We start from the raw sequence: 13,886 nt of genomic DNA on the forward strand, positions 1-13,886 counted from the left end.
CCGGAGGCGGGCACAGCTGCCCCGCCCCCGGCACCGCCCGGGCGTTCCGTCGCGGGTCGGTCGGTCGGTCAGTCGGTCGGCCGGCCAGTCGGTCGGTCAGTCGGTCAGCCGGTGGTCGCCCACTCCTCGCGGAGCCGCCCGAACACCTCGTGGAACTCGGGGAAGGTCTTCCGCACGCAGGCGGGGTCGTCGAAGGTGATGCCGGGCGTGCGCAGACCGGTGACGGAGAAGGACATCACCATCCGGTGGTCGCCGTGGGAGGCGAGGGCGGTGCCGCGCGGGGTGCCCGGGCGGATCTCGATCCAGTCGTGGCCGGTGGCGACGTCGATGCCGAGCCGACGGAGGTTCTCCGCGCAGGCGTCGAGGCGGTCGCACTCCTTGACCCTGGTGTTGGCGACGTTCTCGATCCGCACCGGCGCGTCCGCGAACGGGGCGACGGCGGCGAGCGTCGGCATGGTGTCGGAGATGTCGCGCATGTCGACGGTCAGGCCGGAGAGCCGGCCGCCGGCGGGGCCCTCGACGGTGGTCCGGTCGCTGCCCATCTCGACCCGCGCGCCCATCCGGGCCAGCACGTCGACGAACCGCAGGTCGCCCTGGAGCGCGTCCTTGCCGAGCCCGGGGACGGTCAGCCGGCGGCCGGTGAGCGCGGCGGCGGCGAAGAAGTAGCTCGCCGTCGAGGCGTCCGGCTCGACCGGGTAGGCGGCGGCCCGGTAGCCGCCGGGCGCGACCTCGTAGACCCGGCCGGTGCGGGTCACGGTGGCGCCGAAGGACCGCATCATGGCGACGGTGATCTCCACGTACGGCTCGGAGACCAGGTCGGTGACGGTGATCCGCAGGCCCTGCTCGGTGAGCGGGCCGAGCAGCAGCAGCGCGGTGAGGTACTGCGAGGAGAGGCCCGCGTCGAGGGTGATCTCGCCGCCGCGGACGCCGTCGGCGGTGATCCGCAGCGGGTGGTGGCCCTCGGCCTCCTCGTGCCGGAGGTCGACCCCGAGGGCGCGCAGCGCCTCGGTCAGCGGGCCGAGCGGGCGGCGGCGCATCTGGGCGGAGGCGTCGAAGCGGAACTCGCCGCGGCCGGCGGCGGCGAGCACGGGCAGGAAGCGCGCGGTGGTGGCGCCGTCGCGGCAGTAGACGTCGGCGTCGTGGGCGGGGCCCTGCGGGCGGCCCTCGACGGTCCACCGGTCCGGTGCGGCGGTGAGGGCGTAACCGAGCGCCCGCAGCCCCTCGGAGAAGCCCTCGGTGTCGTCGGAGCGCAGCGGCCGGAGCAGGGTGGTGGTGCCCTCGGCGGCGGCGGCCAGGAACAGTGCGCGTGCGGTGACCGACTTGGAGCCGGGGATCTCGACGGTCGTCATGGGGCCTCCGGGGTGGGTGGTCCGGGCGTGCCGGGCAGGGTTCGTGGTCCTCCTGTTCATCCTGCCGGAGGCGGTGCCGCCCGGGGGAGGGTGTCCGGGTTCTGGACGGGTTCCCGACGGGTTCCGGCCGGGGGCTGGTCGTTGTTGGCCGGGGTGCGCGGCCGGGCCGGTCCGTACGCGCAGGGAGGGGGCGGGGGCGGCTGTGGCACGATGCGAGGGATCGGCCGAACGGCCGCCGCCTCCCCGCCCGGGCCAGCACGGTCCGGGCCCGCCAGAGATGAGGACCCCGTGCCCGAGAGCAGCACCGGCGCGGCCCCCGAGGCCGCCGGTACCGACCGGCTCGCCTTCCGCGCCGCGACCTCCGCCGATGTGCCCGCCCTGCTGGACCTGGTCGAGTCCGCCTACCGCGGCGACGCCAGCCGGGCCGGCTGGACCACCGAGGCCGACCTGCTGGACGGGCAGCGCACCGACACCGAGGGTGTGACCACGGCCGTCAACCACTCGGACGGCGTGGTGCTGCTCGCGGAGCTGGACGGCGAGCTGCTCGCCTGCTGCCAGCTGGAACGGCGGGGCGCGCGCGCCTACTTCGGCATGTTCTCGGTGCGCCCCGGCCGCCAGGGCGGCGGCCTCGGGCGGGCCGTGCTCGCGCGGGCCGAGCGGTACGCCGCCGAGGAGTGGGGGGTGACCGAGATGGAGATGACGGTGATCGAGCAGCGCTCGGAGCTGATCGCCTGGTACGAGCGCCGGGGCTTCCGGCGCACCGGCGACTACTCGCCGTTCCCGTACGGCGACGAGCGCTTCGGCATCCCGCTCCGCCCCGACCTGCGGTTCGAGAAGCTGACCAAGGAGATTACCGTCCAGTAGTGGTGACACGGCGTCAGGTGGTGTACGAATCTGACGTTATGTCAACTCCCTGACCTGGGGCGATGCCCGACGGTGCGGCCCGATGATCGATTGGTCCAGACCAACGTGAGAGGCTGACCGGCGAAAGGCCACGTTCCGTCCCAGCTCAGGGGGGCCATTCCGCATGCCCGTCCACCATGGCAACGCCGTGTCCGCGCCCGACCGGGAACCGCAGCACTCACTGCGCCGAATACCCGACGGCGGGCCCGACAACCGTCGTCGCAGCAGGCTCGCCGACCGTCCCGGGGCGTCCCCCGGTACACGTCCCGACCCGCGCGCCGAGGACGACCTGTCGCGTCTGCCCAGTCCGCCCGACGACGAGGAGCTCTACTGGTACTTCGGCCCGCAGCGCCGCTGGGTGCTGCTCTGCGCCACCCTCTCCTACGCCGGAGCCACCGCGACGCTCGGCCTGTTCGCGCTCAGCCGCCCACTGCTCTGGCCGTTCCTCGTGCTCACCGTGCTCAACGCCGCGACCTGGCTGCTCTCCGTCGTCGACGGACAGCGCTCCCGCCGCTTCACCCGCGACTCGCACGACCTGCTGGTCCGGGCCTGGCGCCCCGTCCGGCACCCGGGCGTCGACCTCCTGCTGCCCACCGCCGGTGAGCCGCTCGCCGTCCTGGACAACGCCTACCGGCACACCGCCGCCGTCCGGTGGCCCGGCGAGCTGACCGTCCTGGTCCTCGACGACGCCGCCCGGCCCGAGGTGCGCGAACTCGCCGAGTCCTACGGCTTCGAGTACCGCAGCCGCCCCGACCGGGGCCGCTTCAAGAAGGCCGGAAACCTCAACCACGGCCTGGTCGAGGGCACCGGCGACATCATCGCCGTCCTCGACGCGGACTTCTGCCCGCGCCCGGACTTCCTGCAGCACCTGGTGCCGTACCTCGACGATCCGGACATCGGCATCGTGCAGAGCCCGCAGTGCTTCGACACCGACGCCGGGATGTCCTGGCTCGAACGCGCGGCCGGCGCCACCCAGGAGATCTTCTACCGCTGGATCCAGCCTTCCCGGGACGCCCAGGACGGCACCGTCTGCTGCGGCACCAACGCGCTCTACCGGCGCGCCGCACTCGAACGCGTCGGCGGCTTCGCCGAGATCGACCACAGCGAGGACCTCTACACCGGCCTCTCGCTCGCCCGCGCCGGGTGGACCACCCGGTACGTGCCCGCGCTGCTCGCCAAGGGCATGTCGCCCACCGGCCTGCCCGCCTTCATCAGCCAGCAGTACCGCTGGTGCCTCGGCTCGCTGGCCCTGGTCGGGGACCCCGACTTCCGGCGCGGCCCGCTTCCCCGCTCGGCCCGGCTCTGCTTCTGGAACGGCATCCTCGGCTACCTCACCAGCGCGGTGAACGTCTTCGCGGTGCCGCTGCCGGCCCTGATCATGCTGTTCTTCCGCCCCGACGAGATCGCCCCCTGGCAGGTACTGCCGTTCCTGCCGCCGATCTGGGTCGCGCTCGTCCTGCTCCCCGCGATGTCCCGCACCCACTGGCGCTTCGAGGTCACCCGGGTCCAACTCCTGGGCGGGCTCTGCCATGTGGTGGCCATCGCGCACGCGCTGCGCCGACGCAGCGCCGACTGGGTGCCCACCGGCGCCGTCTCCGGCGGCACCGCGCTGGCCCGCACCGTCGCCCGGATCGGCGTCGGCTGGCTCGGCCTCGTGGTCGTCGCGGGCGTGGTCGGACTCGTCCGCGCCGTCAACTCCTACGGCTGGCAGCCCTTCTGGGCGCTCGCCGGACTGCTCGCGCTCACCACCTACACGGTCGTTCCGCTGATCGGCGCACTCTGGCCGCTGGTCCGCGGTGGCAACGGCGCCACCGTCGCGGACCTCGCCCGGCCGTCCGACCGCCAGGGCAACCGTCGGTCCGACCTGCGCTTCGGGCCCGCCGAGGCCGTCGCCGTCACCGCGGTGCTGCTGCTCTGCGGCCTGCTGGCGTCCGGCTGGGCCGACCCGCTGGTGTTCTGACGCCTCGTCAGTTCCTTTTCCTCCCCTAGTAGTTCATTTCCTCCCTTCCTTGCGCGTCGCCCCACCGGCGCGGACTGCCGGCCGGCCGCCCCATCGGCCCGCCGGCCCCCGACCACCGCTGCCAGCCCCTGCAAGGAGCTTCGCCGTGCCCACGGCCGTACCACCAGGCGCCGAGCCGTCGCGCGCCCTCGTCCCGACCGACGTCCTCTCCTCCTCGTCCAGCGCCGAGCCTGTCGCTGCCGCGTCTGTCGCGGCTCGTGCCGACGCGGCCGGACCCGCCACCGCCGATCCGCGGCCGCGGGCCGCCTTCCGCCCCGACATCGAGGGCCTGCGCGGCGTCGCCGTGCTCTCCGTGCTCGCCTTCCACGCGGCCGTCCCCGGCCTCACCGGCGGCTACGTCGGTGTCGACGTCTTCTTCGTCGTCTCCGGCTTCCTGATCACCGGGCTCCTCCTCGCCCGTCCCCTCGGCCTGTGGGACTTCGCCGCCCGCCGCGCCCGCCGCATCCTGCCCGCCGCCGCCGTGGTCCTGGTCGCCACCGCGCTGGCCGGCGGCGCCCTGCTCGACCCGCTGCGCGGCACCGACCTCGCCCGGGACCTCATCGCCGCCGCCGGACAGTTCTCCAACTGGCGCTTCGTCGGCCAGCAGACCGACTACCTGGCCGCCGAGCACGACCCCAGCCCGCTCCAGCACTTCTGGTCGCTCGGGGTGGAGAACCAGTTCTACCTGCTCTGGGGCGTCCTGCTGCTCGGTCTCGCCCGGCTGTTCGCCGGACACCGCCGCCGCACCGTCACCGCCGCCACCCTGACCACCCTCGCCGTCGGCGGCGTCTCGCTGCTGCTCTGCATCCGCTGGACGGCCGGCTCCGCGCCGCTCGGCTACTTCTCCACCGCCAGCCGCCTCTGGGAGTTCGCCGTCGGCGGCTGCGTCGCCCTCGCCGCACCGGCCCTGACCACCCGGCTCGCCCGCGGCGGCCCCGGCGTCCGCCTCGGCGGCGGACTGCTGCGCGTCCTCGGCTGGGTCGGCGCCGCCGCGCTGCTCACCGCCGTCCTCCGGTACGACCGCGACACGCCCTTCCCCGGTACGGCCGCCCTGCTGCCCGTACTCGGCACCGCCGCCCTCCTGCTGGCCGGCCCCGCGCACCGCGCGCTGACCGCCGGTGACGTCGGCCGACTGCTCGCCACCCGTCCGCTGCGCGCCGCCGGGCGGCTCTCCTACGCCTGGTACCTGTGGCACTGGCCGGTGCTGACCATCGCCCAGGCCCGCTGGGGCGCCCTGCCCTGGACCACGCTGGTCGCCCTCACGGCGGCCGCCGCACTCCCGGCCTGGCTCACCCTGCGACTGGTCGAAACGCCGCTGCGGTTCGGCGGCGGCCCGGCCCCGCGCCGGGGCCTCGCCGTCGGCGCCAGCGCCCTGGTCATCCCGCTGATCGCCGGCCTCACCCTGGGCGGCGGCACCGTTCGCGCACTCGGCGACCCCGACCGCGCGACCGTCGCCCCGGCCGGGGCGGTGGACGGCCCCGGCCTGCTCGCCCCCGGCACCCGGGTGCTCTCGCTCACCCCCTCGCTCGCCCGCGCCCGGCAGGACTTCCCGCCCGGCAAGGGCTGCGAGATCCCGCTCGGCGCCGAGACCAGCCCGCGCTGCCTGTTCGGCACCGAGTCCAGCCCCGACCGGATCGTGCTCATCGGCGACTCGCACGCCGGTCAGTGGATCTCGGCCGCCCTGGCGATGGCCGAGCAGCGGCAGTGGGCGCTGGAGGTCCTGGTCAAGCCGGGTTGCCCGCTGGCCACCCTGACGGTGCGCAACAACGTGCTCGGCCGCACCTTCGAGGAGTGCGACCGCTGGCGCGAGAACACCTTCACCCGGCTCACCTCCGGCCCCAAGCCCCGGCTGGTGCTGATGGCGGGCCTCAACCGGTACGGCGGCCAGGACGAGCGCACCGAGGGCTGGACCCGCACCCTGGACCGCCTCACCGCCCTCGGCGCCCCGCTCGCCTACCTGGGCGACACCCCGATGCCCGGCAAGGACATCCCGACCTGCCTGGCCGGCTCCGACGGCCGCTCGGACGCCTGCTTCTTCCCGCGCGGGACGGCCTTCGAGCGCGACCCGCTGCTCGACGGCGGCCTCGCCGAGCGCTACCGGGTCCGGGCCCTGGACCTGGGCCCGCTGCTCTGCCCCGGTACCGGCCCGGACTGCCCGGCCGTCCTGGAGGGCGTGATCCTCTACCGCGACACCGGCCACATCACCGACACCGTGGCCCGGGTCCTCGCGCCGCGCCTGGACCACGCCCTGCTCGGTCCCGGCACCGTTTCCTGACGCCCGCTCCAGCACCCCGGCCGCCCGCCCACCGCCCCCGGTGGGCGGGCGGCCGTTGTCGTGCGACCCGTGCGACCCGGACGACCCGGACGACCCGTACGGCCCGTACGACCGACGTCGAGGTCGGGCGTCCGGGCGTGCGGGCCGGCCACCGGAGCAGGAAGTCGATGCCACCGACTTCCCACTCCCTTTCGCCTGCGGCCCTCACCAGCAGGACGGCGGCGTCCCGGTGGCCCCGTGCCAGCGGCAAGGGCCGCCGGGGAAGACGTGCCGGACGACGAGTCGGCCGGAAGAGGGGCGGAGCGGTAGGTCGGCCGATCCGGCTTCCTGCTCCGAAAGGGCCACCGCACGCCGGATCCGGCCCGGGTGCTGTCCCGGCTGCCGGGCGGCCGCGCAGGTCGGTCCGTGGCGGGCGGACGACTGCTGCGGACGGGTGGACCGGTCCGGGCTCAGCCGTAGATGCCCCGGCAGAGGCGGGCCTGCTCGGAGCCGGCGGGCCAGCGGCCGAAGTGCTCGGCCTGGTCGCAGATCGTGCCGCCGCCCGCCCCGGCCCCCGTCCCAGCGCCCGGCAGCGACGCGGCGGGATTCGCCGCGGTGGTGGGGGAGTGCGAGGGGGCGGGGGCGGCGGGATTCGCGGCGGGTGCCGGGGTGGGCGCCGGCGTGGCCGGACCACCGGGGGCGTGCGTCGCCCAGGTGGGCGCAGGGCGTGGCGAACGGCTCGGCTTCGGTCGGGGGCTTCCCGCGGGGTCGGCGCCGGGCGCGGCCCCGGCCGGGGGCCCGCCCGCGACCACCGGGCCCGCCTCCGGCCCGCCGGGCGCCGCCCCGGGGGGCGGCGGACCCTCGTTGCTCGTCGGCGACGGCAGCGGGGAGGGTGCCGGGACCGGCAGCAGGCCGGTGGTCGGCGAGACGGCCGGGGACGGCGCGAGTGGCGGCGAGGTCGAGGGGCCGGGGAAGGCCACCACCCCGGACGACTCCTCGCCCGACCCGGGTCCGCACATCACCAGCACCGCCGCCATCCCGGCGACGATCCCGACGGCGCTCACCGCCCACGTCCGGCGGCGTCGACGCCGCTCCGCCGCGGCGGCCTCCGCCATCTCCTCCCAGGGTGGGGTGGGGACGGGCACCGGGGGCGGGACCGGCACCGGCGGAGGCTGCCAGGCCGGGGTCGGCCACTGCCACTGCGCGGCGCCCGCGCCTGCCGCCGCGCCCCCTCCCGCGCCCGGGCCTGCCGCGCCGGCTGTCGGAGCCGCCGTCGGAGCCGTCACCGGGGCCGCTCCTGCCGCCGCGACCGGACCGGTCCTCGGTCCGCCGCCCGCCGGGGTACCGCCGTCTGCCGCCTGCCCGCTCATGTCCTCGTCCTCCTGCCGTCGTCCACCGCCGCCCGTCCGCGCGTGGCCTGCCGGGTGGGCCGGGGTATGCCGGGTGGGCCGGATGGGGCCGCTCCGCGCGGCGGCCGTCGCAGGCCCCCGCTCGCGGTGCTCAACGAGCCTGCCGACGGCGGGACATGACCCGGACGAGGGTTCCGGTGCGCGCCCCGCCGGATCCGGACCGCCGCCGTACGCTGCCTGCCGCAGCCCGGGTGCGCCGCCGGGAGGTCCGCCACATGCTGGGAGGCATGGAAACCAAGAGCACGTCCACCGCGGCGAACACGGCGTCGAAATCCCTGGTCGAGGTCGCCGAGTTCCGCACCGACAGCCGCTACCGGCTGGTCCGCTTCGAGGGCCACGGCTGGGAGCCGCTCGCCCCGGAGGAGTTCGAACCGCGGATCCACCAGCTCTTCCCCGACCTCGACCCGCACGATCCGGACCGCGTCCACTGGGTCGACCGGCCCTGGGAATGGCCGGCCTGGCACCCGGGCGAAGCCTGACCGCAGGTGTGAAGGGCGGCGGGAGTGATGTTGACGCCGCCCCTTGACGTGCCGTTCCGGTCCGGGCCGTTCCGGCCTCGCGCGCAGGCAGCCCGGGCGGACAATTCGGTGGCCCGGTCCGGAGTGTGAGTGCGACGATCGCCCGATGGGTGCACTGGACGCGGTGGCGGCGAGGGTGGCCGGTGGGGCCGGCGTGGAGTTCCGGCCGAGCGGCTCGTCGATGGTCCCGCTGATCCGCAGCCGACAGTCGGTGCGCGTGCTCCCGGCCGATCCGTCGAAGCTGGAGGTCGGTGACATCGTGCTGGCCAGAGTTGCCGGCACGGTCTACCTGCATCTGGTGTCGGCCCTGGACCACGCCAGGAGGCGGGTGCAGATCAGCAACAACCGGGGCCGGGTCAACGGCTGGACCGGACACGACCGGGTCTTCGGCATCTGCGTGGCGATCGACGGGGTCCCCCGGCCCGGCGCGGCGGGGAAGTCCCGGCCCGCCGACCCGGACGGCGCCGCCCGCTGAGCGTCCGTCGAGCGTCCGTCGAGCGCCTGCTGAGCGGTCGCGGTCGCGGCCGCGGCCGCTCAGCGGCCGAGCAGGGCCTTCAGCGTCCGCGCGGTCGCACGGGGGAAGGCGGTGTTCCCGTTGTGCCCGCCGGGGAAGGCGACCGGTTCGGTGCCGAGCAGTGCGGCCAGCGCCAGCGCGCAGCGGTAGGTGTGCACGTCCGGGCGGGTGGTGCGGCCGGTGGCGGGGAGGACGCGGGTGCCGGAGCGCCGCGCGGCGGCGGCCAGCTCGGCCGGGCCGAGTCCGTCGGTGGTGACGGCGGTGAACTCGGTGCGGACGAAGAAGTCGAAGTTGGCCACCCGGCGGGGCGTCATCGGCTGCGGGGTGAGGCCCTCCTCGGTGGTGTCGTGCCGGGGGTCGATGCCCAGGTGCCGGGCGATCGCGGGGAAGGCCGCGGCCGTGCCTCCGGTGGCGTGCGCCGCCTGGATGGCGAGGAGTTCCGCGACATGCTCCTCGCGGTCCGCCGGGGGCAGCAGGTTCGGCAGCACGGGCTCGTGCGCGATCAGGGTGCCGAGCACGCCCGGGTGACGGACCAGCACCTGGAGGCCGATCGCGGCGCCCATGCTGAACCCGGCCATCAGGGCGGGCTCGGGAGCGGCCCCGCCGGTTCCGTCCGTGCCCGTGATCCGGGCGGCCTCGGCGAGCAGCAGCGCGACGTCGTCGGCGTGGTCGGCCATGGTGACCGGCCGGGCGGGGTCGTCGAGGGTGCTGCGGGAGAGGCCGCGGCGGTCGTAGGTGACGACGGTGAAGGTGTCGGTGAGGTGCGGGACGAGGTCGACGGTGCGGTCGGCGTCGCCCTCGCCGCTCTGCGAGAGCAGCAGGACGGGGCCGCTGCCCGCGAGCCGGTAGTGGAGGGTCGCGCCGGGGGCGGCGAGTGTGCCTTCGGTGGCGGTGCCCTCGGTAGTGGTGCTCTCGGTGGCGGTGCTTTCGGAAGCGGTGGCGGTCATGGCGGTGGGTGTCCCTTCGGTGGGTGGTGCCGCTGTCCGGCGGGCCCGACCGACACTAGAGCATCGAGAAAGATGTATCAATAGAGATGTATCTAATTCGATGCATCATCTTCAATGCATCGAAGCCGATGTAGCCTGGCGGCCATGAACGGAGTCGAGCTGTTCCTCCTGGGCCGCACGCTGATGAAGGTCGGCGAGCAGGCCATGCCCGAACCGGCCACCGGCTCGCGCGGCTCCGTCCGCTCGGTCCTGGTCACCCTGGGCGAGATCGTCGCCAGCCCGGGCACGACCGTCGGCGAGATCGCCACCCGCACCGGACTGCCGCAGAGTCAGGTCTCCACCGCCGTCGCGCGGCTGGTGGAAGCGGGCTCGGTCCTGACCGAGCCGGACCCCGCCGACCGCCGCCGACGGCTCGTCCGGCCCGCCGCCCAACCCTCGGCCCGGGTGGCCGAGGTCCGGGCCACCACCGTCGACGACGCTCTCGCGGCCGCCCTCGCCGGACCCGGCGGCGCCGCCCCGGACCCGGCCGTCCTGCACGCCGTCACCGAGGCCCTGGCCACCCTCGCCCGGCACCTCGCCCCCGGCCGCCCGGTCCCGTCGGCGGGGTGATCCCGCGCCGGCTTCGCCCGGTCGTGGGAACGGCCGTTCGTACGGCATGGCTTCCGCTCCGGGTCGTGATCGCCTAGCCTGCCGCGCATGATCAGCAGTCACTCCGCCGGTCCGGACGGGCCGCGAGACGGACGTACCGCCCGCGCCGCTCGTATCACCCGCGCTGCCCGCGTTGCCCGTTCCGGCCCGCTCGCCGCGCTGCTCGCCGCCGCGCTCGGCCTCGGCACCGTCGCGCTGACGGCTCCGCACGCCGCCTCCGCCGCCCCCGGAGCCGTCCCGGCCGCTCCTGGCGTCGCCCCGGCCGCCGCCGCGCCCGGCGACGTGGTGGTCGACGAGCACTTCGACGGCCCCGGCCTGCCCGCCGGCTGGACGGCTGTCGAGGGGCCGTGGCGGATCGAGAACGGCCGCCTGGTCGGCAACTCCGCCGACTGGAACCAGCAGACCCGGATCACCTTCGGCCGCCACCTCACCGACTTCCGGCTGGAGGTGACGGCCCGCTTCGACAGCGTCGTCGACGCCGCCCGCTGGACCGCCCTCGGCCTGGACGTCCCGGCCAACGGCACCACCCCGTGGTCGATCGCCACCGTGCGCTCCGGCACCACCGCCGCCAACGGCCTGGAGTTCGCCCGGCGCACCCCGGCCGACGCCTGGAACGTCACCGACACCGCCGTCGGACCCGCCGCGGCGGGCACCGGCCGGGACGTCCGGCTCGCCGTCGAGGTGCACGGCGGCGCGGCCCGCTGGATCTTCGACGGCCGCGAGGTCATGCGCACCACCCAGGTCGCCCGGAGCGCGGACGGCGGTCAGGCCCTGCTGGTCAACGGCGCCCAGGTCTCCTTCGACGACCTCAAGGTCACCGCGCTCGCCCCCGGCGCCTTCCTCCGGCAGCCCGGCGCGCCGCTCACCGTCATCGCCCACCGCGGCGCCTCCTCCGCAGCCCCCGAGAACACCCTGCTGTCCGACGAGGTCGCCCGGCGCGCGGGCGCGGACTGGATCGAGAACGACGTCCAGCCCAGCAAGGACGGCGTCCCCCACGTCCTGCACGACGACACCGTGGACCGCACCACCAACGGCAGCGGCCGCGTCCGCGACCTGACGGCCGCCCAGCTCGGCGCACTGGACGCCGGCGCCTGGTTCGCCCCGACCACGGCCGGCGCCCGCGTGCCGACCCTGGCCGCCCAGCTCGACGACCTCCGCACCCGCGGCGGCAGCCTGCTGCTGGAGATCAAGGGCCCGCACACCCGCGACGAGGTGGCCCGGATCGTCAAGGACATCCGCGACCGCGGCATGGCCGGCCGGGTCTTCGTCCAGAGCTTCGAGACCGACGCCCTGCGCTACACCCGCGAACTGGCCCCCGAACTGCCCCTCGGCCTGCTGCGCGCCTCCCTCGACGCCGACCCGGTCGCCGTCGCCCGGGACCTCGGCCTGTCCGCCTACAACCCCGCCGACACCGCCCTCGCCACCCGCCCCGAGGTGGTGGCCGCCCTGCACGCGGCAGGCGTCGCGGTCAACGCCTGGACGGTCGACGCACCCGCCCGCTGGAAGGCCCTGGACGCGGCGGGCGTGGACGGCATCATCACCAACCGCCCCGCCGAACTCTCCGGCTGGCTCGCCGCCCGCCAGTAGCCGCCGGACGCTCGGCCGGGAACCCCCGGCCGAGCGCCCGGCCGTGGGGCCGGCCCGACTCCCGGATCCCGTCGACCCGGTCGTGGATCCGGTCCGCGTCAGGCGTTTCGGAAATCCTCGGCGATTCCCGGAAATCGAGAGAATGCCGGGTCGGGCGGTTCCGGTTCCACTTCCGGTATTCGCCGAAAATTTCGTGGCGGAATCGGACCGTCCTCGATCCGGTTCCGGACATCGCACAAGAAGTATCGGCGATTGCGGGAGGCCGACTGTTGTCATGGTCCGGCACGTCGGTTTCCAGGAGTACGCGTCGTACGAAGGAGTCCAGGATGTTCGGTAGGAACTACGCGCGCACGGCGGCCCTCGCCGTGGCGGCCGGTTCGGTTCTGTTCGCGGTCCCCGCGACCGCCGATGCGGCGGTCACGGCCTACACCCCGCAGACCGCCTGCGGGTCGAGCTACGTCACGAAGGATTCCTTCAACCTGCCGGGCGGCACCTCGACGGTCTACCTGACCTACAGCAGCGCGACCGGCAAGAACTGCGTCGCCACCATCAAGAACTCCAAGGTCGGCACCCCGACGCCGACCGGCGCCTACCTGACCTTCGGCGACGGCAGCGGGAGGCAGGAGGAGTTCCGGGACTTCAGCTACTACGCCACGGCCTACCTCTACGCACCCGGGCAGTGCATCTACTACGGCGGCCGGGACTACAACTCCGGCGACTGGTGGAGCAAGGGCCCGGGCTGGTGCGGCAAGTGACGTCCGCACCGTAGCCCGCCCGCCGGGCCGACCGGCGGCGTTCCGGCGAGGCCGGTCCAGGCCCCCGCCGGAACAATCCGGCGGGGGCCTTCGTCGGGCGGGCCGTTCCGGGGACGAGGCCGGAATGCCCGGTCGTCCGGTCCGTCCCGAATCCCGCCGGAGCACAATTCCCCGTACGCAAGCCACCGGGAAAGACGCCGCCCTCCGCCGCCTCCGCGTTCGGCGCCTCCCTCGGCCGCTCCGGTGAAACGCGGTCTGCCGATAACCCGGACGGAATCCACTTCACCGCCCCCACCGCAGCAACGACCGTCGTTGCGGCGCTGGGGGCGGTGGTCGTCGTGGCGTGATTGATTGCCCGACAATCGAGCCGGGGCCTGGGTGATGTTGTGATCGATCTTCCGGTTCCGCATCACCACCAACCGCCCGGCCGGATTCCCCGGCTGTGCGGTCAGCCCAACTCCCAGGCGGAGCCCCCCGCCGTCGGCCGCGGTCGGCCGACGGCGGCGTTCCCGGGTCGGTCACAGGCGTCACGGCAGTCTTCGTCTGACTCACCATCAACAGCCGTGATCAATCGGCGGATCGACTTCAATCACCGGCCTCCGGGGGCTATCCTCGCCCTGCGGTGGATCACACACCGGAGTCGGCCTGGGGCGTGGATCGCGCGGGGTGGGGGAGAAGTGGCGGACGAGGTGGAGTCCTTGGATTCCCTGGTGTTCTGGGTGACCGAGGACGAGGAGGAGGACGGCGACACGATGGGCGTCTTCCGGCGCGACCGGGAGGCCGTGCTGCGCCGGGTGCCGCTCGGGGCGCTGCGCTCGAACCTCGCGGAGACGGTGGACGCGCTCCAGACGCTGTTCGAGCAGATCGCCGACCGCGGCGGCCCGTTGCCGCTCAAGGAGGTCCAGTTGAGCTTCCAGGTCTCCGCCTCGGGCGGCGTCCAACTGGTCGGCAGCTCCCAGGTCCAGGGCACCCGTGGGATCACCTTCGTCTTCGGCAACTAGCG

At 74.9% G+C, this 13,886-nt stretch carries 12 protein-coding genes; 9 read left to right on the forward strand and 3 right to left on the reverse strand.

From position 1 onward, the window contains the following. Positions 1–104 precede the first annotated feature (104 nt). Positions 105–1,349: a 3-phosphoshikimate 1-carboxyvinyltransferase gene (gene aroA / locus IF01_RS0128980; protein WP_030396529.1), complete on the reverse strand. Its 1,245-nt coding sequence runs from the start codon at positions 1,347–1,349 to the stop codon at positions 105–107. Positions 1,350–1,637: 288 nt separating this feature from the next. Between aroA and IF01_RS0128985 the strand changes: the two genes are divergently transcribed. The 3 genes from IF01_RS0128985 (at position 1,638) to IF01_RS0128995 (ending at position 6,526) form a co-directional block, all read left to right on the forward strand. Next, positions 1,638–2,213 carry a GNAT family N-acetyltransferase gene (locus tag IF01_RS0128985; protein WP_030396530.1) on the forward strand — a complete coding sequence of 192 codons (576 nt, stop codon included), beginning with the start codon at positions 1,638–1,640 and terminating at the stop codon, positions 2,211–2,213. Between the two features lie 163 nt (positions 2,214–2,376). Continuing rightward, the gene (locus tag IF01_RS0128990) at positions 2,377–4,212 is read left to right on the forward strand and encodes a glycosyltransferase family 2 protein (RefSeq protein ID WP_208624371.1); all 1,836 of its coding nucleotides are present in this window, start codon (positions 2,377–2,379) and stop codon (positions 4,210–4,212) included. A 145-nt stretch (positions 4,213–4,357) separates the two neighbouring features. Continuing rightward, complete coding sequence (locus tag IF01_RS0128995; RefSeq protein WP_208624372.1) at positions 4,358–6,526, forward strand: acyltransferase family protein; 2,169 nt, start codon at positions 4,358–4,360, stop codon at positions 6,524–6,526. Between the two features lie 449 nt (positions 6,527–6,975). Here IF01_RS0128995 and IF01_RS44395 read toward each other — a convergent pair whose 3' ends face one another. Continuing rightward, positions 6,976–7,668 (reverse strand): hypothetical protein, encoded by a 693-nt coding sequence (locus IF01_RS44395; protein WP_157855378.1) that lies wholly within the window; start codon positions 7,666–7,668, stop codon positions 6,976–6,978. Between the two features lie 473 nt (positions 7,669–8,141). Here IF01_RS44395 and IF01_RS0129005 point away from each other — a divergent pair, with 473 nt between their 5' ends. Continuing rightward, positions 8,142–8,393 (forward strand): hypothetical protein, encoded by a 252-nt coding sequence (locus IF01_RS0129005; RefSeq protein WP_051756458.1) that lies wholly within the window; start codon positions 8,142–8,144, stop codon positions 8,391–8,393. Between the two features lie 145 nt (positions 8,394–8,538). Then, the gene (locus IF01_RS0129010) at positions 8,539–8,907 is read left to right on the forward strand and encodes a hypothetical protein (protein ID WP_030396535.1); all 369 of its coding nucleotides are present in this window, start codon (positions 8,539–8,541) and stop codon (positions 8,905–8,907) included. Positions 8,908–8,966: 59 nt separating this feature from the next. Here the strand turns inward: IF01_RS0129010 and IF01_RS0129015 are convergent, their stop codons facing one another. Next, positions 8,967–9,893, reverse strand: a complete 927-nt coding sequence (locus IF01_RS0129015) for an alpha/beta fold hydrolase (RefSeq protein ID WP_106981245.1) — start codon at positions 9,891–9,893, stop codon at positions 8,967–8,969. Positions 9,894–10,037: 144 nt separating this feature from the next. Here IF01_RS0129015 and IF01_RS0129020 point away from each other — a divergent pair, with 144 nt between their 5' ends. From IF01_RS0129020 to IF01_RS0129035, 4 genes are all read left to right on the forward strand, one after another. Beyond that, entirely contained in the window at positions 10,038–10,502 is a 465-nt protein-coding gene (locus IF01_RS0129020; RefSeq protein ID WP_030396537.1) for a MarR family transcriptional regulator, read from the forward strand. Positions 10,503–10,589: 87 nt separating this feature from the next. Then, the gene (locus IF01_RS0129025; protein WP_078880398.1) at positions 10,590–12,128 is read left to right on the forward strand and encodes a glycerophosphodiester phosphodiesterase; all 1,539 of its coding nucleotides are present in this window, start codon (positions 10,590–10,592) and stop codon (positions 12,126–12,128) included. A gap of 326 nt (positions 12,129–12,454) precedes the next feature. Further along, positions 12,455–12,883, forward strand: a complete 429-nt coding sequence (locus IF01_RS0129030; RefSeq protein ID WP_051756441.1) for a hypothetical protein — start codon at positions 12,455–12,457, stop codon at positions 12,881–12,883. Positions 12,884–13,581: 698 nt separating this feature from the next. Then, entirely contained in the window at positions 13,582–13,884 is a 303-nt protein-coding gene (locus IF01_RS0129035; protein ID WP_149030562.1) for a Pepco domain-containing protein, read from the forward strand. The last annotated feature ends 2 nt before the right edge of the window (positions 13,885–13,886 follow it).

Source organism: Kitasatospora purpeofusca, from assembly GCF_000718025.1.
GTDB lineage: Bacteria > Actinomycetota > Actinomycetes > Streptomycetales > Streptomycetaceae > Kitasatospora > Kitasatospora purpeofusca.

Bases quoted from the DNA above. Each gene is read 5' to 3' on its own strand.
- aroA (WP_030396529.1), bottom strand. From the start codon at position 1,349: ATGACGACCGTCGAGATCCCCGGCTCCAAGTCGGTCACCGCACGCGCA.
- IF01_RS0128990 (WP_208624371.1), top strand. From the start codon at position 2,377: ATGCCCGTCCACCATGGCAACGCCGTGTCCGCGCCCGACCGGGAACCG.
- IF01_RS0129005 (WP_051756458.1), top strand. From the start codon at position 8,142: ATGGAAACCAAGAGCACGTCCACCGCGGCGAACACGGCGTCGAAATCC.
- IF01_RS0129010 (WP_030396535.1), top strand. From the start codon at position 8,539: ATGGGTGCACTGGACGCGGTGGCGGCGAGGGTGGCCGGTGGGGCCGGC.
- IF01_RS0129015 (WP_106981245.1), bottom strand. From the start codon at position 9,893: ATGACCGCCACCGCTTCCGAAAGCACCGCCACCGAGAGCACCACTACC.
- IF01_RS0129020 (WP_030396537.1), top strand. From the start codon at position 10,038: ATGAACGGAGTCGAGCTGTTCCTCCTGGGCCGCACGCTGATGAAGGTC.
- IF01_RS0129025 (WP_078880398.1), top strand. From the start codon at position 10,590: ATGATCAGCAGTCACTCCGCCGGTCCGGACGGGCCGCGAGACGGACGT.
- IF01_RS0129030 (WP_051756441.1), top strand. From the start codon at position 12,455: ATGTTCGGTAGGAACTACGCGCGCACGGCGGCCCTCGCCGTGGCGGCC.